This is a genomic window from Modestobacter excelsi (assembly GCF_005930495.1).
In the GTDB taxonomy this organism is placed as follows: Bacteria; Actinomycetota; Actinomycetes; order Mycobacteriales; family Geodermatophilaceae; genus Modestobacter; species Modestobacter excelsi.
The window spans coordinates 18,743-38,158 of sequence record NZ_SJEX01000026.1 but is presented as its reverse complement, the minus strand read 5'-3'; the positions used below and the strand labels follow the sequence as shown (position 1 = coordinate 38,158).

The 19,416-nt window shown below is 75.2% G+C and carries 16 protein-coding genes; 12 read left to right on the top strand and 4 right to left on the bottom strand.

The features are described 5' to 3' along the window. Positions 1–69: 69 nt before the first annotated feature. Positions 70–717, bottom strand: coding sequence for a pyridoxamine 5'-phosphate oxidase (gene pdxH / locus FHL80_RS10965; protein WP_138733450.1), 648 nt, complete (start codon positions 715–717; stop codon positions 70–72). A gap of 153 nt (positions 718–870) precedes the next feature. Here pdxH and FHL80_RS10960 point away from each other — a divergent pair, with 153 nt between their 5' ends. The 12 genes from FHL80_RS10960 (at position 871) to galE (ending at position 13,817) form a co-directional block, all read left to right on the top strand. Beyond that, positions 871–2,001: a citrate synthase 2 gene (locus FHL80_RS10960; protein WP_138733449.1), complete on the top strand. Its 1,131-nt coding sequence runs from the start codon at positions 871–873 to the stop codon at positions 1,999–2,001. 59 nt (positions 2,002–2,060) lie between these two features. Beyond that, positions 2,061–3,176, top strand: coding sequence for a phosphoserine transaminase (serC, locus tag FHL80_RS10955; protein ID WP_138733448.1), 1,116 nt, complete (start codon positions 2,061–2,063; stop codon positions 3,174–3,176). A gap of 111 nt (positions 3,177–3,287) precedes the next feature. Continuing rightward, positions 3,288–4,538, top strand: a complete 1,251-nt coding sequence (locus tag FHL80_RS10950) for an inositol-3-phosphate synthase (protein ID WP_138733447.1) — start codon at positions 3,288–3,290, stop codon at positions 4,536–4,538. Then, positions 4,535–5,440, top strand: a complete 906-nt coding sequence (locus tag FHL80_RS10945) for an HD domain-containing protein (RefSeq protein ID WP_138733446.1) — start codon at positions 4,535–4,537, stop codon at positions 5,438–5,440. The genes FHL80_RS10950 and FHL80_RS10945 overlap by 4 nt, the downstream gene beginning before the upstream one ends. A 233-nt stretch (positions 5,441–5,673) precedes the next feature. Next, complete coding sequence (locus FHL80_RS10940) at positions 5,674–6,729, top strand: class I SAM-dependent methyltransferase (protein ID WP_246078606.1); 1,056 nt, start codon at positions 5,674–5,676, stop codon at positions 6,727–6,729. Continuing rightward, a complete protein-coding gene (locus tag FHL80_RS10935; protein WP_138733445.1) occupies positions 6,726–7,730 on the top strand; it encodes a Gfo/Idh/MocA family protein in 1,005 nt (334 codons plus the stop codon). The genes FHL80_RS10940 and FHL80_RS10935 overlap by 4 nt, the downstream gene beginning before the upstream one ends. Next, positions 7,727–8,635 (top strand): MBL fold metallo-hydrolase, encoded by a 909-nt coding sequence (locus FHL80_RS10930; protein WP_216870622.1) that lies wholly within the window; start codon positions 7,727–7,729, stop codon positions 8,633–8,635. The genes FHL80_RS10935 and FHL80_RS10930 overlap by 4 nt, the downstream gene beginning before the upstream one ends. Next, positions 8,632–10,083: a YcaO-like family protein gene (locus tag FHL80_RS10925; protein ID WP_138733444.1), complete on the top strand. Its 1,452-nt coding sequence runs from the start codon at positions 8,632–8,634 to the stop codon at positions 10,081–10,083. The genes FHL80_RS10930 and FHL80_RS10925 overlap by 4 nt, the downstream gene beginning before the upstream one ends. Next, the gene (locus tag FHL80_RS10920) at positions 10,080–10,910 is read left to right on the top strand and encodes a sugar phosphate isomerase/epimerase family protein (protein ID WP_246078605.1); all 831 of its coding nucleotides are present in this window, start codon (positions 10,080–10,082) and stop codon (positions 10,908–10,910) included. The genes FHL80_RS10925 and FHL80_RS10920 overlap by 4 nt, the downstream gene beginning before the upstream one ends. Beyond that, on the top strand, positions 10,907–12,115 hold the full coding sequence (locus FHL80_RS10915) for a glycosyltransferase family 4 protein (protein ID WP_138733443.1): 1,209 nt from the start codon (positions 10,907–10,909) through the stop codon (positions 12,113–12,115). Before FHL80_RS10920 ends, FHL80_RS10915 begins: the two co-directional genes overlap by 4 nt. After that, positions 12,115–12,840, top strand: coding sequence for a PIG-L deacetylase family protein (locus FHL80_RS10910; RefSeq protein ID WP_138733442.1), 726 nt, complete (start codon positions 12,115–12,117; stop codon positions 12,838–12,840). The genes FHL80_RS10915 and FHL80_RS10910 overlap by 1 nt, the downstream gene beginning before the upstream one ends. Then, positions 12,837–13,817 (top strand): UDP-glucose 4-epimerase GalE, encoded by a 981-nt coding sequence (gene galE, locus FHL80_RS10905; protein WP_138733441.1) that lies wholly within the window; start codon positions 12,837–12,839, stop codon positions 13,815–13,817. Before FHL80_RS10910 ends, galE begins: the two co-directional genes overlap by 4 nt. Positions 13,818–13,833: 16 nt before the next feature. Here the strand turns inward: galE and FHL80_RS10900 are convergent, their stop codons facing one another. The 3 genes from FHL80_RS10900 to FHL80_RS10890 all read right to left on the bottom strand — a co-directional run bounded on the left by FHL80_RS10900 (position 13,834) and on the right by FHL80_RS10890 (position 19,239). Beyond that, positions 13,834–15,321 (bottom strand): circularly permuted type 2 ATP-grasp protein, encoded by a 1,488-nt coding sequence (locus FHL80_RS10900; protein WP_138733440.1) that lies wholly within the window; start codon positions 15,319–15,321, stop codon positions 13,834–13,836. A gap of 168 nt (positions 15,322–15,489) precedes the next feature. After that, positions 15,490–17,349: a S9 family peptidase gene (locus FHL80_RS10895; protein WP_138733439.1), complete on the bottom strand. Its 1,860-nt coding sequence runs from the start codon at positions 17,347–17,349 to the stop codon at positions 15,490–15,492. A gap of 105 nt (positions 17,350–17,454) precedes the next feature. Next, positions 17,455–19,239: an N-acetylglutaminylglutamine amidotransferase gene (locus tag FHL80_RS10890; RefSeq protein ID WP_138733438.1), complete on the bottom strand. Its 1,785-nt coding sequence runs from the start codon at positions 19,237–19,239 to the stop codon at positions 17,455–17,457. Positions 19,240–19,416 lie beyond the last annotated feature (177 nt).

The window sequence follows — 19,416 nt, the reverse complement described above, 5'->3', positions numbered from 1 at the left end:
TCCCGCGTGTGCGGCCCCGCTGCAGGGGCCCGCGCCGAGCTCGCGAGGCGTGGGGGGCAGCGGGGTCCTTCATGGGGCCAGGCGCTGCACGACCCAGCCGCCGCCTTCCTCGTCGTCGCGGACGAACAGCAGCCGGTCGTGCAGCCGGTCGTGCCCGCCCTGCCAGAACTCCACCCGCTCGGGCAGGACCCGGTACCCGCCCCAGTTCACCGGCCGTGGCAGCTGCCCGGGCGGGGTCTGCGCGTCCAGCTCGGTCACCCGGGTGCGCAGCTGGTCCCGCGACTCGACCACCGTCGACTGGATCGAGGCGGCCGCGGCCAGCTGCGAGCCGCGCGGGCGGGGGTCCCAGAGCAGGTCGGAGGCGGTCTCCCCGATGCGCTCCACCGCGCCGGTCACCCGCACCTGGCGCTGCAGGGCGTGCCACGGGAACACCAGCGCCGCCCGCGGGTTCACCGCCAGCTGCGCTCCCTTGGCCGAGGCGTAGTTGGTGCCGAAGACGAACCCGTCGACGTCGTAGCCCTTCATCAGCACGACGCGGGCGTCGGGGGCGCCGTCGGCGTCGGCGGTGGCCACCACCATCGCGTTGGGCTCGGGGAGGTCGGCAGCGACGGCGTCGGCGAACCACCGGTCGAACTGCTCGAGCCAGGTGGGGGCGAGACCGTCCTCACCGAAGGCGCCGTCGTCGTAGTCCCTGCGCATGCGGATCAGGTCGGGCACCACCTCATGCTGTCACCGCTGCGCCGGGCGCCGCCGGGTGACCGTGGACACCCGGGCTGCCCGGGTACACCAGCCCACCCGGGACGGCCTAGGTTGTGCTCGTCGAGCGCTGGTCCAGCGCCGTCCCCACCCGCGCGCAGAGGAGCATGCGAGATGGCTGACGACTTCGTCCCCGGACTGGAAGGCGTCGTCGCCTTCGAGACCACCATCGCGGAGCCGGACAAGGACGGCGGCGCGCTGCGCTACCGCGGCGTCGACATCGATGACCTCGTCGGCAAGGTCACCTTCGGCAACGTGTGGGCGCTGCTGGTCGACGGGAAGTTCGGTCCCGGCCTGCCCCCGGCCGAGCCGTTCCCCATCCCGGTGCACACCGGTGACGTCCGGGTGGACGTGCAGGCGGCGCTGGCGATGCTCACCCCGATCTGGGGCTACCGCCCGCTGCTGGACATCTCCGCCGAGGAGGCCCGGGACGAGCTGGCCCGCGCCGCGGTGATGGCGCTGTCCTACGTCGCGCAGTCCGCGCGCGGGATCGGCGTCCCGGCCGTGCCGCAGAAGCGGATCGACGAGGCGGCCACCATCGTGGAGCGGTTCATGGTGCGCTGGCGCGGCGAGCCCGACCCCCGCCACGTCGCCGCCGTCGACGCCTACTGGACCTCGGCCGCCGAGCACGGCATGAACGCCTCGACGTTCACCGCCCGGGTGATCGCCTCCACCGGCGCCGACGTCGCCGCGGCGCTCTCCGGCGCGATCGGCGCCATGTCCGGCCCGCTGCACGGCGGTGCGCCGTCCCGGGTGCTGCACATGCTGGACGGCGTCGAGGAGTCCGGCGACGCGACGAGGTACGTCAAGGACCTGCTGGACCGCGGCGACCGGCTGATGGGCTTCGGCCACCGCGTCTACCGCGCCGAGGACCCGCGCGCCCGGGTGCTCCGCCGCGCCGCCGAGGAACTGGGCGCCCCCCGGTTCGAGGCCGCCCGCGCGCTGGAGCAGGCCGCGCTGGAGGAGCTGCGCGAGCGCCGTCCGGACCGTCCGATCGAGACCAACGTCGAGTTCTGGGCCGCGATCGTGCTGGACTTCGCCGAGGTGCCCAGCCACATGTTCACCTCGATGTTCAGCTGCGCCCGCACCGCCGGCTGGTGCGCGCACATCCTCGAGCAGAAGAACACCGGTCGGCTGGTGCGCCCCTCCGCGCGGTACGTCGGCCCCGACCCGCGCCGGCCCGAGGACGTCGAGGGCTGGGACACCATCACCACCAAGGCCATCACCCAGGCCGCCCCCGCTTGATGCCACGTCACTTTCGGCGCCGAAAGTGAACCCTTCCCGGACCACGAGGTAGACCGCACATGAGCATCACGATCCCCGCCGACCTGCTGCCGAAGGACGGGCGCTTCGGGTGCGGCCCGTCCAAGGTGCGCCCCGAGGCGCTGCAGGCGCTGGCCACCGACGGGGCGGCCCTGATGGGCACCTCACACCGGCAGGCGCCGGTCAAGGGCCTGGTCAAGCGGGTGCGCGAGGGGCTGACCCAGCTCTTCGACCTGCCCGACGGCTACCAGGTGGTGCTGGGCAACGGCGGGACGACGGCGTTCTGGGACGCCGCGACGATCGGGCTGATCCGCCGGCAGAGCGCGCACGGCACCTACGGCGAGTTCTCCGCGAAGTTCGCCTCCGGGGTGGCCGACGCGCCGTTCCTGCAGCCGCCGCTGGTGACCAAGGCCGAGCCGGGCTCGCTGGCGCTGCCGCCGGCGCACCTCGGCGTCGACGCGTACGCCTGGGCGCACAACGAGACCTCGACGGGTGTCATGGCGCCGATCAACCGCCCGGCCGAGGCCGACGACGGCGCGCTGGTCCTCGTCGACGCCACCTCCGGCGCCGGTGGCCTGCCGGTCGACGTGGCACAGACCGACGTCTACTACTTCGCCCCGCAGAAGTCCTTCGCCAGCGACGGCGGCCTGTGGATCGCGCTGATGTCGCCGGCGGCGCTGGAGCGGGTCGCCGAGATCAAGGCCTCCGACCGCTGGATCCCGGGCTTCCTCGACCTGTCCATCGCCGTGGACAACAGCAGCAAGGACCAGACCTACAACACCCCCGCGGTCGCCACGCTGTTCCTGCTGGCCGACCAGGTCGACTGGATGCTCGGCCTGGGCGGGCTGTCCGGCGCCGTCGCCCGCAGCCGCGAGTCCTCGACCCGGCTCTACGACTGGGCGGAGAAGACCGAGTACACCCAGCCCTTCGTCGACCGGGTGGACGAGCGCTCCTACGTCGTCGGCACCATCGACTTCGACGAGTCCGTCGACGCTGCGCTCATCGCCACGACGCTGCGCGCGCACGGCGTCGTGGACACCGAGCCCTACCGCAAGCTGGGCCGCAACCAGCTCCGGATCGGCATGTTCCCGGCCGTCGACCCCGACGACGTCAGCGCACTGACCGCCTGCATCGACTCCGTCGCCAGCAGGTTGTAGCGGGGGTCGGCAACGAGTGGCCACGATCTGGTGGTGCACCATCCGCTCCTTCGTGTGAGGCTCGTCTCAGGCCCGGGAGCAGTGCTCGGGCACTGAGCTCGAGGAGCACCTGTGGCGCACCCACCACGTCGAGTAGGAACGGCCATCGTCGGGCTCGGGGGCGCCGTGGCGACCACCGCCGTCGCCGGGCTGGAGCTCCTGCGGCTCGGCGCCGTCGGCGCCGACGGCCTCCCCCTGGCGGGGCTGACCCTCGGTGACGCGTCCCTGGAGGAGGCCACCGGCCTCGCCGGCTACGACGACCTGGTCGTCGGCGGCTGGGACCTGGACGGTTCCGACCTCTACAAGGCCGCCGAGCAGCACGGCGTGCTCGACACCCGCCAGCTGTCCCAGGCCGAGCCGCTGCTGTCGTCCATCACCCCCTGGCCCGCCGCCGGCGACGCCGACTTCTGCCGCAACGTCACCGGCGGCAACGTGGTGCTCGCCGAGGGCCGCCGGGCCCAGGTGGACGCCGTCCGTGCCGACCTGCGCCGCTTCCGCGAAGAGCAGCAGCTCGACGGGCTGGTGCTGCTCAACCTGGCCTCCACCGAGCGCTGGCCCGACCCGGCGGCGGCCTGCCTGCAGACGCCCGAGGCGTTCGAGGCCGGGCTGGACGCCGACGACCGGGCGATCACCCCGTCGATGGTCTACGCCTACGCGGCGATCACCGAGGGCGTCGGCTACGCCAACTTCACGCCCTCCCTGTCGGCCGACGTCCCGGCGCTGGTCCAGCTCGCCGAGCAGCGCGGCGTGCCGATCGCGGGCAAGGACGGCAAGACCGGCCAGACGATGATGAAGACGGTGCTCGCCCCGGCGTTCCGCAGCCGCGCGCTCACCGTCGAGGGCTGGTACTCCACCAACATCCTCGGCAACCGGGACGGGCTCGCGCTCGACGACCCGGCCTCGCTGGAGAGCAAGCTGCAGACCAAGGCGAAGGTGCTCGACTCGATCCTCGGCTACCCCGTCGAGGACCACGTCGTCCGGATCGACTACTACCGGCCGCGCGGTGACCAGAAGGAGGCCTGGGACGCCATCGACCTGGTCGGCTTCCTCGGCCAGCGCATGCAGATCAAGGTCGACTTCCAGTGCCGGGACTCGATCCTGGCCGCACCGCTCGCCGTGGAGATCGTCCGGCTGGTCGATCTCGCCCAGCAGCGCGGGGAGGGCGGCGTGCAGCGGCACCTCGGCTGGTTCTTCAAGGCCCCGATCACCGCCGACGGCAGCACCCCCGAGCACGCCCTGCACCGTCAGGAGCAGGAGCTGCTGGAGTGGCTGGGCAACGGCGCGGCACCGGCCGGGGGCGACGCCCTGCCCGCCTCACGGTGACGGCGACGACCGACCTGTCCACCCTCGGGGCGCTGCGGCCCCTGCTCGCCGAGATCGGCGACGCCAAGCGCGTCCGGACGGCCGCAGCGCCCGGCTCGCTCGCCGAGCAGGCGTTCGGCCGCGCGTGGGCCCGGCTGCTCGAGGGCGAGGACGCCGGGACGGTGGCGCTGTCGGAGACCGCGGCGGCGGTGGCCCGGGCGCGACTGGCCGGGATCGACGCCGCGGTGCTCGCGGCGGCCGGGATGCCCGACGACGAGGCGCAGACAGTGCTGGGACGCGCCTTCGACGAGGTCGCCGGGGCGATCGACGCCGACCTGGCCGGCCGGCTGCGGGCGGCACTGCCCGCGGTGCGGCCGGCCGGGCCCCCGCCGTCCCTGGCGGTGGCGCTCAACGCCCAGCCACGGGCCGGGGCGACCAGCCCCGGCAAGCCGCGGGTGATCGTCGAGCCGCCGGAGAGCCACGGCGACCACTGCCTCACCGTGGCCGTCTACGGCTGCCTGCTCGCCCCGGCGCTGGGTGCCGACCCGGTGCCGCCGTTCCTGGTCGGGATGGCCCACCACCTGCACAACGTGGTGCTGCCCGACGCCGGGTTCGCCGGGGAGGTGCTGCTGGGCGGCGCGCTGGACCGGGTGCTCGGGACGCTGGAGGAGCGCGAGCTCGCCGAGCTGCCCGCGGAGCTGGCGGCCCGGCTGCGGCAGGTGCTGGCGCTGCGGGCCGACGCGGTGGCACCGGAGTCGCAGGCGTTCCACGCGGCCGACGTCCTGGACCGGGTGCTGCAGGTGCACCACCACGCGCGCGCCGCGGCCTTCACCGCGGCGCAGGCGCTGGACGACCTGGAGCTGGTGCACGCCGGGCCGGTGCAGTCCTTCCACCTCGACGTCCTCGCCGCGTGCGGATTGTGAGCGGACAGGCAGGTGAGCATCGCAGCGAGGAACGAGCGAGGAGCGGAGCCTGCCGCGGGAGCGAACCGAGGACTCCTGAGCGGACAGGCAGGTGAGCATCGCAGTGAGGAACGAGCGAGGAGCGGAGCCTGCCGCGGCAGCGAACCGAGGACTCCTGAGCGGACAGGCAGGTGAGCATCGCAGCGAAGAACGAGCGAGGAGCGGAGCCTGCCGCGGCAGCGAACGGTGACGCTGTGAGCCTGGGGACGGCGGCACCGTCGGGCGTGACGGCGGCCGGCGTGCCGGTCGTCGACGGCATCCCCTTCGCCCGCACCGGGCGGGAGGAGTTGCAGGGGCGGGTCGCCGACCTGCTGGCCGACGGCGAGGTCGATCGCGCCCGGGTGGCGCTGTTCGCCGACGCCGACGACTGGTGGACCGAGCCGGCACCGCCGGCCGGGCAGCTGGCACAGGTCCCGGCGGCGCGGACGCTGCGGGAGGCGATGGCCACCCTCGGCATGGGCCGGGTCGGTGACTACTTCGCCCACCGCTGGTCCGACCCCACGCACCTGGCCGGCCTGGCGCTGCTGGGCCGGCACTGGCCCGGGGACGCACCCGTGGTCGACGTGGCCTGCGGCATCGGCACCCAGCTGCGCGAGCTCGCCCGCCGCGGCGTCGCCGACCTGGTCGGCCTGGACGTCGTCTGGTCCAAGCTCTGGCTGGCCCGGCGCTTCGTCTGCCCGACCGCCCGGTACGTGTGCGCCGACGTGACGACCGCACCGGACCTGCAGGTGGACCGGCCGGCGTACGTCACCTGCCACGACGCCTTCTACTTCTTCCGGGACAAGGCCGCGGCCGCCACGGCGATGGCCCGGCTGGCCGGCCCGGACGGCACCGTCGTCGTCGGGCACGCACACGTGGCCGACACCGTGTCCGCCGGCCAGCCGCTGGCACCGGCCGAGTACGCCGGGTTGCTCGGGGCCACGGTGCTCTACGACGACGAGGAGCTGACCCGCTCGCTGCTGGAGCGGCGCCCGCCCCGGCCGGCGGCGGCCGAGGAGCTGGCCGGCAGCGAGGCGATCGCCCTGGTGGCCGGCGACCTGCGCGGCCCGGCGCCGGTGGACCTGGGCGAGCCGCTCGGGCCGCTGCGGCCCAACCCGCTCTACACCGACGGCGGGCTCCGCTGGCCCAGCGAGCGGTACGCCGCCGAGTACGGCCCCCGGTCGGCGCACCTGCCGGCCCGCTGGCCGGACCCGCTGCCGGCCGACGCGGCCCGCCGGCGGCTGCTGGTCGACCTGCCGGAGCAGTGGTGAGCGGCGTCGGGTGGGGCATCGCCGGCTGCGGCTGGGTGGCCCGCGACCACGCCCTCCCCGGCCTGCTGCAGGTCCCCGGTGCCCGGCTGGTGGCCCTGCACGACCGCGACCCGGGAGCGCTGGCGCGGATGCGCGCCGAGGTGCCCGCCAGCACCGACCTGGCAGCGTTCCTGACCACCCCCGGCCTGGACGCGGTCTACGTCGCGGTGCCCAACTCCGCCCACCGGCAGGTGGTCGAGGCGGCCGCCGCCGCCGGCGTCGCGGTGCTGTGCGAGAAGCCGCTGGCCGCCGACGCCGCCGACGCCGAGGCCGCCGTCGGCGCGGCCACCCGCGCCGGCGTCCTGCTCGGCACCGCCTTCGACCAGCGCTGGCACCCCGCCCACGTCCGGCTGCGCGAACTGGTGCCCGAGCTGGGCACGGTCACCGCCGTCCGGATCGCCTACTGCTGCTGGCTGCCGGCCGACTGGTCGCCCGACGGCGGCCCGCACGACAACTGGCGGGTCGACCGGTCGCGGGCCGGCGGCGGCGCCGCGATCGACCTGGCGCCGCACGGCCTGGACCTGGCCGGCGTCCTGCTCGCCGACGACGTCGTCGAGCTCACCGCCGTGCTGCAGACGCGGGTGCAGGACTACCCGGTGGACGACGGGGCGCTGCTGGCCGGCCGCACCGCCGGCGGCGTGCTGGTCGACCTGCACGTGTCCTACAACTGCCCGGACGCCCTCCCCCGCCGCCGGCTGGAGGTGGTCGGCACCCGGGGCATGGCCGTCGCCGTCGACACGATGGGCCAGACGGCCGGCGGGTCCCTGACGCTGTACCGCCCCGAGCCGGTCGACGTCCCCTTCGCCGGCACCGACCCGTTCACCGCCCAGTTCGCCGGCTTCGGCGCCGCCGTCACCGGCGAGGCGCCCTGGCCGTACCCGGCCGACCGCGACCTCGCCCTGCACCGCCTGCTCGTGCAGGCCCTCGACACCGCCACCGACCGCACCGGAGTCGCCTCGTGAGCCCTGCTGCCACCCACCCGCCCACCGGACCCGACACCAACCCCTACCGCGGCCTCCTGCCGGACCTGCCCGCCTTCGCCTGCACCAACTGCGGGCACTGGCAGCGCTGGCCGGCCCCCGGCCCGCAGGTCTGCCCGGTCTGCGCCGACGTGCGCAACGCGCTGCCCGAGCACGGCTTCGAGTTCGTCACCCCCAAGCAGGCCGACGAGCTGGTCACCGGCTTCTGGCGGCCCACCGCCGTCGCGGGCATCACCGAGTTCGGCACCGAGCCCCGCTTCGGGCTGGACAGCCGGGGCTGGGTCATCGAGACCGACGCCGGGCTGGTCGGCTTCGAGTGCGCCCCCTGGTACACGCACGCCATGCTGGCCGAGCTGCGCCGGATGGCGGCCGGGAAGGGCGGCCTCGACGTGCTCGCCTCCAGCCACGTGCACGGCTACGGCGCGCTGTGGCAGCTGCAGCTGGAGCTGGAGCCGCGGACGGTCTGCGTCGGGGTGCGCGACCTGGAGTGGACCAAGGCCTTCCGGGTCACCTGGCCGGCCGACGACGTGCTCGAGCTGGCCCCCGACCTGGTCCTGCACCGCACCGGTGGGCACTTCCCGGGCCACTCGGTGCTGCACGACAGCCGACGCGGGGTGCTCTTCTGCGGCGACTCGCTCAAGGTCGACCTGGACGCCGACGGCAACCCGGTCGGGCTGAGCGCGCACAAGGCGTTCCACGCGCAGATCCCGCTGTCGCACGGCGAGCTGCGGGAGTACCTGGCGGTGGTCGCCGAGCTGGAGTTCGGCGCGGTGGCCACGCCGTTCGAGCTGGTGCCCGGTGTGACCACCGACCACGTCGTCCACCTGGTGCAGCGGCTGCTCTCCGGCCGGCCGGACGCCGCGCCGATCGCGCTGGCCGAGCTGTGACCGCCAGCTCCCAGCGCTACCTCGACTCCTTCCCCGCTGGGGTCCAGGAGTTCGCGATCGAGGGCCTGGACGTGCTCGACGTCCCGCTGCACAGCGCGTTCCTCTCCTCCTCACCCGCCCACCCCGGGGGCAGCGGGCTGGGCTACGGCGCCACCCGCGAGGAGGCCCGCACCGGCGCGCTCGGCGAGATGGCGGAGATGGCGCTGTCCATCCGCGCCCACCAGGGGCTGGACCGGGTGCTCAGCTCCTACCGCGAGCTGGCCCGCACCGAGGGCCGCGACCGGGTGCAGGACCCGCGCACGCTGTGCCTGGAGGCCGGCAGCGCCTACGACGACGACCGGCCGCTGCAGTGGCTGCCGATGACCCGCAGCCGGGACGGCGGGACCGTGCTGGTGCCCGCCGAGCTGGTCGTCTCCGCGCCCGAGGAGCTGCCCGGCGACCCGCCCCCCGGCGGCTGGCTCACCACGGTGATCACCAACGGCCAGGGCGCGGCGTTCGACGCCGGCCGGGCGACCCGGCACGCCCTGCTGGAGCTGCTGCAGCGCGACGGCAACGCCACCACCTTCCGGGCGCTGGACCAGGGCGTGGTCGTCGACCTGGCCGGGCTGCGCGACCCCGACGCGCTGGCGCTGCTCGACCGGCTCGACGCCGCCGGCATCGACGTGCTGGTGAAGCTGGCCGGCACCGAGCACGGCGTCGTCGACGTCTACGCCGTCGGCTGCTCGCGGGACGGCTCGGAGCCCACCCCGATGATGGTCACCGCCTGCGGTGAGGCCGCCGACCCCGACCGGGACGCCGCGGTGCGCAAGGCGCTGCACGAGTTCGCCGCCGCCCGCAGCCGGAAGGCGTTCATGCACGGCCCGCTGGACGCCGTCGCCGCCGCCACCCCGCCGGGCTACCTCGACCAGTGGCTGCGCGGGCACCCGCCGGAGCGGATGGTCGAGGAGGACCGTGCGCTGCAGGCGATGCTCGCGTGGACCCGGCTGGGCACCGACCGGCTGACCGACCTGCTGCGCGGCTCGGTGCTGTCGCGGCGGAGCACCGTGGCGCTGACCGACCTGCCGACCGGCGGGGACGACGACGTGGTCGGCACCCTGACCGCCGAGGGGTTCGACGTGCTGGTGGACCTGCAGCCCTCGCGGGGCGAGGCCGTCGCGGCGAAGGTGCTGGCGCCCGGCCTGGAGGCCGAGACGATGTCCTACGGCCGGATCGGCGAGCGCGGCGTGCGGCGGCTGCTGGACCGCGGCGAGGGCCCCGGCGCCGGGCTCGCCGTCGTCGGCGCGGACCCGGGCGGCTGGGCGCGGGTCCACCTGACCGCCGACGCCGAGGAGCGGCTGGGCGGTCCGGCCTGGTTCGACCGGGCCGGCGCCGACCGCGCGGTCGGCGAGCTGTACGCGCTCTACCGCGAGCCCGGCCGGCACGTGGCGGCGCTGGCGGTGGCGTCATGAGCCTGCGGTACGCCTACAACACCAACGGGCTGACCTCGCACCGGCTGGACGACGCGCTGTCGTTCCTGGCAGACACCGGATACGCCGGGGTGGCCCTCACCCTCGACGTCCACCACCTCGACCCGTTCGCCGACGACGCCGTCGCGCACGCCGAGCGGGTCCGCCGCCGCTGCGACTCCCTCGGGCTGGGCGTGGTGGTCGAGACCGGCGCGCGGTTCCTGCTCGACCCGCGGGTCAAGCACGAGCCGACGCTGGTCAACCCGACGCCGGAGGGCCGGGCCCGCCGGCTGGCCTACCTGCGGCTGGCCTGCGACCTCGCCGAGGTGCTGCAGGCCGAGGCGGTGAGCTTCTGGGCCGGCGTGCCGCAGCCCGGGGTCGACCGGGACGACGCCCGGCGCTGGCTGGTCGACGGCGTGCGGGCGCTGGTCGACAGCCACGGTGGGCGCTCCTACGCGCTGGCCGTCGAACCAGAGCCGGGGATGCTCGTCGAGGACGCCGACGACTGGGCCGCGCTCGCCGACCGGGTACCGGGCCTGACCCTGGCGCTGGACACCGGGCACTGCGTGGTCAGCGGCCGGTACACCCCCGAGGAGGCGGTGACCACCTTCGGGCCGCACCTCGGGGCGGTCGCCGTCGAGGGCATGCGGCGCGGCGTCCACGACCACCTGCCGCTCGACGAGGGCGACGTCGACCTGCCCGCCGTGCTCGCCGCGCTGCGCGCGGTGGGCTACGACCGGCTGGTCAGCCTGGAGCTCTCCCGCGACGGCCACCGGGCGCACCAGCTGGTGCCCCGCTCCATCGAGCTGCTGAGGAAGGCCGAGGCATGAGGGTCTGCTTCGTGAGCCGGCGCTACTGGCCGGCGGTGAGCGGCATGAGCGTCTACGCGGAGAACCTGCTGCGCGAGCTGGTCGCGCTCGGCCATGACGTGACGCTGGTCAGCCAGTACCGGGACGACGAGGCCGGTACCCGGGTCTACGGGGGCGGCCCCCCGCCGGCCGACCGGGTGCCGGCCGGCGTCGAGGTCCACGCGCTGCCCAGCCGCGGCGAGACCGTCGTCCCCGCCGACTGGGAGGGCGACATCGAGGAGATCGTGCGCACCGTCGTCGGCCTGCACGACCGGCGGCCCTTCGACGTGCTGCACGCCCAGTACGGCTACCCGCCGGGGCTGGCCGTGCTGGCGGCCTCCCGGCGGACCGGCGTGCCGAACGTGGTGAGCATCCAGGGCGGGGACGGCCACTGGGTGGGCACCTGCTGCCGCACCCACGCCGAGGCGATGCGCGCCGTGCTCGACCACGCCGGCGCGGTGCTGATCGGCAGCGCCAGCTTCCGCGACGAGGTGGTCGGCAACCTGGGCACCGACCCGGTGCGCTTCCGGATCGTCCCGGGCGCGACCGACACCCGGCGCTTCACCCCGGCCGAACGGCCGCCGGGCAGCCTGGCCGACCCGCCGGTGCTGCTGTTCCACGGCCGGGTCGACCGCCGCAAGGGCGTGCTCGACCTTCTTGAGGCGCTGCCCGACGGCGTCCGGCTGGTGGTCTCCGGCATCGGCCCGGACCTCGAGGAGGCCCGCGCCCGCGCGGACAGCCGCACCACCTTCCTCGGCTACGTGCCCCCGGACGAGGCGCCGGCGGTGTACCGCTCGGCCGACGTCTTCGTCAGCCCGACCTACAGCGAGGGCTTCAGCAACACGCTGCTGGAGGCGATGGCCAGCGGCCTGCCCACGGTCAGCACCGACAGCGTCGGCGTCGTCGACTGCCTGCGGCACGAGGAGAACGGCCTGCTGCACGCCCCCGGTGACGTCGCGGGCCTGACCAAGGAGCTGGACCGGCTGCTCTCCGACGCCCCGCTGCGCACCCGGCTGGCGACGACGGCCCTGGAGGAGGTCCGCCGGCTGTACTCCTGGCCGGTGCTGGCCAGGGCGATCGACGAGGTCTACACCGAGCTCGCCGGGACCGTGCCCGACCTGGACTGGACGCCGCCCACCACCGTCGACCCGAGCTGCCGGTTCCGGGCCGCGGCGCACCTGCTCTGATGCGCGTGCTCGCGGTCAGCCCGCACCTGGACGACGCGGCCTTCTCCGCCGGGGCGACGCTCGCGGCGCTGGCCGAGGCCGGGCACGAGGTCACCGTGGTCACCTGCTTCACCCGCAGCGTGCCCGACCCGACCGGTTTCGCGCTGGCCTGCCAGCTGGACAAGGGCCTGCCCCCCGACGTCGACTACCTGGCGCTGCGCCGGGCGGAGAACGCGGCCGCGATGGCGGTCCTCGGCGCCACCCCGGTCGACCTCGACCTGCCCGAGGCACCGCACCGCGGCTACACCAGCGCCCCCGACCTGTTCGCCGGCGTGCACCCGGGCGACGACGTCTGGCGCGAGGTGGCCGACCGGCTGGCCGGGCTCGACGCGGACCTGTGGCTGGCGCCGCAGGCGCTGGGCGCGCACGTCGACCACCTGCAGGTGCTGCGGGCGGTCGCGTCGCTGGACCCGCCGGTGCTCTGGTGGCGGGACAGCCCCTACGTGCTCCGCCGACCCGACGCCGTCCCCGGGCCGGCGCTGCCCGACGGCCTGGCACCGGTCGAGCTGGCCCAGCGCGCGGACCGGCGGGCCGACGCCTGCGCCTGCTACACCACCCAGCTCGGCTTCCAGTTCGGTGGCGAGGTGCCGATGCGCGCGGCGCTCGCCGGGCTGCCGGAGGTGCTGCTCGCCGGCCCGGCGGCGCGCGCCGTGCTGGCCCGGGCGGACAGCCCGGTCCGGGCATGAGCTGGCTGGTCACCGGCGGTGCCGGCTACATCGGTGCGCACGTCGTGCACGCGATGACCGCGGCCGGTGAGCAGGTCGTGGTGCTCGACGACCTGTCCACCGGGGACGCCGGCCGGCTGGAGGAGCTGCCCGGTGTGCCGCTGGTCGTCGGCTCCGTCCGGAACCGGGGACTGGTCCGCCGGGTGCTGCGCGAGCACGCCGTGCAGGGCGTGGTGCACGTGGCCGGCAAGAAGCAGGTGGCCGAGTCGGTCGCCGACCCGCTGACCTACTACGCGGAGAACGTCGAGGGGCTCATCGCGCTGCTGGAGAGCTGCCGGGCCAAGGGCGTGGCCCGGTTCGTGTTCTCCAGCAGCGCCGCCGTCTACGGCACCCCCGAGCAGGACCCGGTGGCCGAGGACGCGCCGTGCCGGCCGCTGTCGCCCTACGGGCAGACCAAGCTGGTCGGCGAGTGGCTGCTCCGCGACTGCGCCGCCGCGTGGGGTCTGGCCGCGACCTCGCTGCGCTACTTCAACGTCGCCGGCGCGGTGGCACCCCGGCTGGGCGACTCGGGTGCGGCCAACCTGGTGCCGCTGGTCTTCGCGGCGCTGGACGCCGGCTGCGCCCCGGTCGTGTTCGGCGACGACCACGGCACGCCCGACGGCACCGGCGTCCGGGACTACGTGCACGTCGCCGACGTCGCCGACGCCCACCTCGCCGCGGTGCGCGCCCTGACGTCCGGCTCGCCGGGGGGCACCTACAACGTGGGCCGCGGGCAGGGCAGCAGCGTGCTCGACGTCCTCCGGGTGGTCGGCGAGGTGACCGGCGCGGACACCACGCCCGAGGTGGTCGGCCGCCGTGCCGGCGACCCGGCGAGCGTGGTGGCCGCGGTCGGCAGGATCGAGCGCGAGCTCGGCTTCCGCGCGCGGCACGACCTGCACGACATGGTCACCAGCGCCTGGACCGCCTGGCTGAGTGGAGTCCCAGCGCTCGGGGAGTGACGCGCTGCGACCCGGCTCACGTGGGCAGGACCCAGGTGTCCTTGCTGCCGCCGCCCTGGCTGGAGTTGACCAGCATCGAGCCCTCGGTGAGCGCGACCCGGGTCAGCGGGGCGGGCAGCGCCCGGGTGCTGCTGCCGGCGACGGCGAAGACCCGCAGGTCGGCGTGCCGCGGCACGACCATGCCGTCGACGACGGTCGGGACCGTGGAGAAGTCGACCGGCTGCTGGGCCACGAACCGGTGCGGGGCGGCGAGCACCTCGGCCTGCAGCTCGGCCAGTTCGGCGGCCGAGCACAGCGGGCCGAAGACGACGCCCTGCCCGCCGTACCCGTCGACCGGCTTGACGACGAGCTCGTGCAGCCGGTCGCGCACCTCGGCCAGGTCGACCTCCTCGGCCAGCAGCCAGGTCGGCACGCAGGACAGCACCGGCTCCTCGGCCAGGTAGAACCGGATCATCGCGTCGACGTAGCGGTAGGTGGCCTTGTCGTCGGCCACGCCGTTGCCCGGCACGTTCGCCACCGCGAGCCGCCCGCCGCGGACCGCCCCGGCGAGCAGCGCGCCGACCGAGGCGCCGCTGGGGGTGAGGTGGGCGGCCAGGTCCGCCTCGTCGAAGCGCCGGTACAGGACGTCGACCGGCACCCGCTCGCCGTCCCGCTGCACCGCCACCCCGCCGGCCGCGGTCGGCCAGAGGACGTCGGGGGTGACGACCGGGATGCCCATCGCCTCGGCGAGCAGCTGGTGCTCGAACCAGGCGGAGTTGTGCGGGCCGTCGGTGAGCAGGCCCAGCTGCGGCACCCCTGCGCACCCGGCCGGTGCGGCATCGGCCAGCGCGGCGTGCAGCAGCGCCACCGACTCGGCCGGGTCGACCAGCCCCGCGGCCTCGGCCTCGGCGTAGAGCTGCGGCAGCGCGGCCCGGCCGCTGTCCCGGTTGGTGAGGGCGTAGCCGATGCCGGAGGGCACCCGCAGGTTGTCCTCGAGCACCACCCAGCCGCCCGGCCCCAGCAGCAGGTCCATCCCGGAGACGGTGATCCGTTGCTGCCCGGCCGCAGCTGAGCTGACGGCGTCCGGCCGGTACCCGGGGCTGGCGGAGACGACCCAGTCCGGGACGACGCCGGCCCGCACCACTTCGGGCTGCTTGTCCTCGTCGGTGCGCCGCCGTCCGGCCGGGCGGTAGACGTCGGCCAGGAAGGCGTTCAGTGCCCGGGTGCGCTGCTCCACGCCGGCGGACAGGTGCGCCCAGTCGGCCGCCGAGAGCAACCGCGGGACCGGGCAGAGCGGGAACGGGCGCTCCTCGAGCCGGCCGTCGACGTAGCTGCCGAAGACGACCCCGCGCATCCGCCGCTCCTGGGCGACCGCGCCGACGACGGCCGCGAGGCCGACCCCGCCGAGCCGGTCGAGGACCCGGGCGACCGGCGCGTAGCCGGGCCGGACCGAGCCGTCGGTGGTCACGGCCTCGTCCGACGCCGAGGCGGGGTACCGGGCGAAGACGCCGGGACCGCTGGTCATCCCGGGCTCACGGCGTTCATGGTCCGACTCCGGACCCGCTCGGCTCCTCGGTCAACAGCACGGGTCGCCTCCGCGGTCGTTCCGCTCCTCGGTCGCTGGCGCTCCCTGCGATGCTCGCTCCCTGTCGGCTTCGGGCAGCTCCCTGCGATGCTCACTCGCCCGTCGCCTTCACAGCCATCGATCGAACCACTCGGCCACCCGCTCGGAGAGGTGCACCAGGTTCTCCCGTCCCACGATCGTGTGTCCCTCGCCGCGCAGCAGCACCAGCTCGGCCGGTGCGCCCAGCGCGGTGAGCTCCTGGTGCGCCTGGATGGACTCGAGCACCGGCACGTTGGTGTCCCGGTCGCCGTGGGTCAGCAGGACCGGGGCGGTCAGCCGGCCGAGCGCGGTCATCGGCGAGAGGGCGGCGAGCATCTCCCGGTCGGCCACCGGGTCGCCGTACTCGGTCACCGACGCAGCCGCCATCCACGGTTCGGTGCCGGCGAAGAAGGTGCGCAGGTCGCTCATCCCGGCGAGCGTGGCGCCGGCGGCGAAGAGCTCCGGCCAGCGGGTCAGCGCCACCAGCGTCAGGTAGCCGCCGTAGGACCAGCCGTGCGCGCCGACCTGCCCGGGCAACGCGATGCCGGCGGTGACCAGGTGCTCCACGGTGGCCACGACGTCGTCGAAGGAGGCCTCCCGGGCGGCCAGGTCGTCGGCGGCCATGAACGCCGCACCGTGCCCGCCGGAGCCGCGCACGTTCGGGGCGAACACGGTCAGCCCGGCGGCGACCAGTGACTGCGCCACCGGGGAGAAACCCGACCGCTCCTGGCCCTCCGGGCCGCCGTGGAAGCTGACCACCGTGCGGTTGGGCCCGTGCACCCCGGGCGGCGTGTAGAGCCAGCCGTCGAGCTCGGTGCCGTCGGCGGCCGGGTACCGGCGGTGCTCCGGGGTGACCAGCAGGTGCACGTCGGGACGCCGGGGGGTCGAGGGCAGCGGGACCGCGGTGTCCTCGCCGTCGAGGGCCACCAGCCACAGCGACCGCGGGGACAGCGGGCCGGTGAGCTCGGCGAGCAGCGTGCGGCCGTCGGGCGACAGCGACCAGCCCGGCATCACCGGCTGGGGCAGCGGGACGGTGTGCCGCAGCGTGCCGTCGGCCAGGTCGCGGACGTCGAGCTCGGTGCACCCGTCGGCGTTCCAGACGCAGACGACGGTGCCGTCGGCGCGGACGGCGTAGGCGTCGAGGTCGGCGTCCGGCCGGGACACCAGCACCTCACCGCGCCCGGGCGCCCGGTCCTCGTCGAGCGGGACCCGGACCAGCGCCGTCCGGTCGCTGCGGGGCACGTCGGGCAGGCCCGGCAGCCCGGCCCGCAGGTAGACCGCCCGGCCGTCCGGGGCGAACCGGCCGTCCTCCGACGCCCGGCCGCCGGGGTCGCCGAGCGGGATGACCCGCCGCTGGGCGCCGGTGGGGACGTCGACCAGCACGACGTGCCGGTGCCCGCGCGGCCCCCGGCGGGCCAGCACGGTGCGCTCGTCGGCGGCGACCGAGGTGACCGAGAGGAAGCCGCCGGTGGCCAGCGCGCGCCGGGCGCCGCTGACCACGTCGACCAGGACGACGTCGGCGTCCGGGCCGTCGCCGGGGGCGATCGAGCAGACGTAGTGGCCGGCCGCGGCGGTCCAGCCGCCGGCGAAGACGGTGGACCGGGGGTCCTCCCCCGCGACCAGGTGCCGCTCGGTGCCGTCGGGCCGCACAGCCCACAGCTGCGCGCAGATCGACCCGCCCGGGCTCACCAGGTAGGCCAGCCACTCGCCGTCCGGCGACCAGGCGACCGAGACGACCTCCTCGCCCGGGCCGGACAGCACGGCCGGCGGCGTCTGCTGCTCGAGGGTGGCGACCTCCAGGCGCGGCAGCCCGGAGCGGTCGCTCACGTAGGCGACCCGGTCACCGGTGGGCGCGAGCGTGGGGCACCAGGCGCCGGAGGCACCGGCGATCTCGGCGATGGCGAGGCGCACCTCCGTGGACAGGCCGGCGGAGCGCAGCGCGTCGGTCATGTCACCTCCTCGACGGGACGGGGCAGAGCGGGCCTGCCGGGGTGGACGTCGTCGTCCTCCCCGGCATCGGCAGGACGGGTCGGGCCCGTGAAGAGCCCCGCGGCGTCAGCGGATGCCGTGCCGCTGCAGCCAGAGCTCGAGCAGGCCCACCTGCCAGAGCTGGTTGGAGCCCAGGGTGGTGCGGTGGCTGTTCGGTTCGGCCAGCAGCCGGTCGACGTACTCGGTGCGGAACAGGCCACGGTCCCGGGCCTCCGGTGCGTGCAGCGCCGCCCGCACCGTCTCCAGGTACTCCCCCTGCAGGTCGATGATGGCCGGGACCGGGAAGTAGCCCTTCGGCCGGTCGATGACGTCGGCCGGCACGACCTTGCGGGCGGCGTCCTTGAGCACCCCCTTGCCCCCGTGCAGCAGCTTCAGCTCCGGCGGGACGGCGGCGGCCAGCTCCACGAACTCGTGGTCCAGGAACGGCACGCGTGCCTCGAGGCCCCACGCCATCGTCATGTTGTCCACCCGCTTGACCGGGTCGTCGACCAGCATGATCGTCGAGTCCAGCCGCAGCGCCCGGTCCAGCGTGGTGTCCGCGCCCGGCCGGGCGAAGTGCTCGGCGACGAAGGCCCGGCTGACGTCCTCGGTGACCATCCAGCGCTCGGCCAGGACGCGTGCCAGCTCGCGGTGCGGGCGGTCGATGAAGACGCTCGCGTAGGCGTCGACGGCGTCGGCGACCGGGACGCCGTCCAGCGGCGGGTACCAGTCGTAACCGGCCATCACCTCGTCGGCGCCCTGCCCGCTCTGCACCACCTTCACGTGCTGGCTGACCTGCTGCGAGAGCAAGTAGAACGCGACGGCGTCGTGGCTGGTCTGCGGCTCGCTCATCGCGCCGATCGCCCCGTCCAGCCCCGCGTGCACGTCGGCGCTGGGCACCATCAGCCGGTGGTGGTCGGTCGCGAAGGTCTCGGCGATGACGTCGGAGTAGACGAACTCGTCGCCCGACCGCTCGCCCACCGCCTCGAAGCCGATGGAGAACGTGGCGAGGTCCTTCTGGCCCTCCTCGGCGAGCAGCCCGACGATGAGGCTGGAGTCCAGGCCGCCGGAGAGCAGCACGCCGACCGGGACGTCGGACACCATCCGCCGCCGGACGGCGATCCGCAGCTGCTCGAGGACCCGCTCCTGCCACTCCACCGGGTGCAGGTCGGCGAGCTCGGCCCGCCGCTCGTGCACCGGGCGCCAGTACTCCCAGTCGGACTCGCGCCCGTCCGGCTCGTAGGTGCGCACCGTGGCGGGCGGCAGCTTGCGGACCCCGGCCAGGATCGTGCGGGGCGCGGGGACCACGGCGTGGAAGGACATGTAGTGGTGCAGCGCGACCGGGTCGATGCCGGTGTCCACGCCGCCGGCCCGCACCAGGGCCGGCAGCGAGGAGGCGAAGCGCACCCGGCCGGGGCCGCGGCTGAGGTACAGCGGCTTGATGCCCAGCCGGTCGCGGCCCATGACCACCCGGCCGGTCCCCCGCTCGACCACCACGAACGCGAACATCCCGAGGAAGCGCTCGACGCAGGCCGCACCCCAGCGGTGGTAGGCCTTGAGCACCACCTCGGTGTCAGAGGTGGAGAAGAACCGGTAGCCGGCCTGCTGCAGCTCGGCACGCAGCTCCCGGTAGTTGTAGATGATCCCGTTGAAGACCGTGGTCAGGCCGAGCTCGGCGTCGACCATCGGCTGGGCGCCGGCGTCGGTCAGGTCGATGATCTTCAGTCGCCGGTGGCCGAGCGCCACCGGCCCGGACTGCCAGCCGCCGGAACCGTCGGGCCCCCGGCGCTGCAGCTGGTCGCACATGGCGGCGACCGCCGCCATGTCGGCGATCCCACCGTCGAACCGGACCTCACCCGAGATGCCGCACATGCGTGCCCCTCCCTGTGCCGGTTGCCGTCGCAGAACGTCCGGTCCACCATGCCCCCGGACTGTTTCGGGCACGTGACCTGGCGCCGGTCAGGGGCGCTGAGGGACCATCCTGACGGCCGCCGCAGCAGCCTGCGACCGGGCGGTGACCGACGGTCGAGGACGTTCCGCGGGCTGTTG

Excerpts from the sequence above, each read along its gene's own strand:
- FHL80_RS10890 (WP_138733438.1), bottom strand. The coding sequence starts at position 19,239 with ATGTGCGGCATCTCGGGTGAGGTCCGGTTCGACGGTGGGATCGCCGAC.
- FHL80_RS10960 (WP_138733449.1), top strand. The coding sequence starts at position 871 with ATGGCTGACGACTTCGTCCCCGGACTGGAAGGCGTCGTCGCCTTCGAG.
- FHL80_RS10915 (WP_138733443.1), top strand. The coding sequence starts at position 10,907 with ATGAGGGTCTGCTTCGTGAGCCGGCGCTACTGGCCGGCGGTGAGCGGC.
- galE (WP_138733441.1), top strand. The coding sequence starts at position 12,837 with ATGAGCTGGCTGGTCACCGGCGGTGCCGGCTACATCGGTGCGCACGTC.
- serC (WP_138733448.1), top strand. The coding sequence starts at position 2,061 with ATGAGCATCACGATCCCCGCCGACCTGCTGCCGAAGGACGGGCGCTTC.
- FHL80_RS10895 (WP_138733439.1), bottom strand. The coding sequence starts at position 17,349 with ATGACCGACGCGCTGCGCTCCGCCGGCCTGTCCACGGAGGTGCGCCTC.
- FHL80_RS10910 (WP_138733442.1), top strand. The coding sequence starts at position 12,115 with ATGCGCGTGCTCGCGGTCAGCCCGCACCTGGACGACGCGGCCTTCTCC.
- FHL80_RS10920 (WP_246078605.1), top strand. The coding sequence starts at position 10,080 with ATGAGCCTGCGGTACGCCTACAACACCAACGGGCTGACCTCGCACCGG.
- FHL80_RS10900 (WP_138733440.1), bottom strand. The coding sequence starts at position 15,321 with ATGACCAGCGGTCCCGGCGTCTTCGCCCGGTACCCCGCCTCGGCGTCG.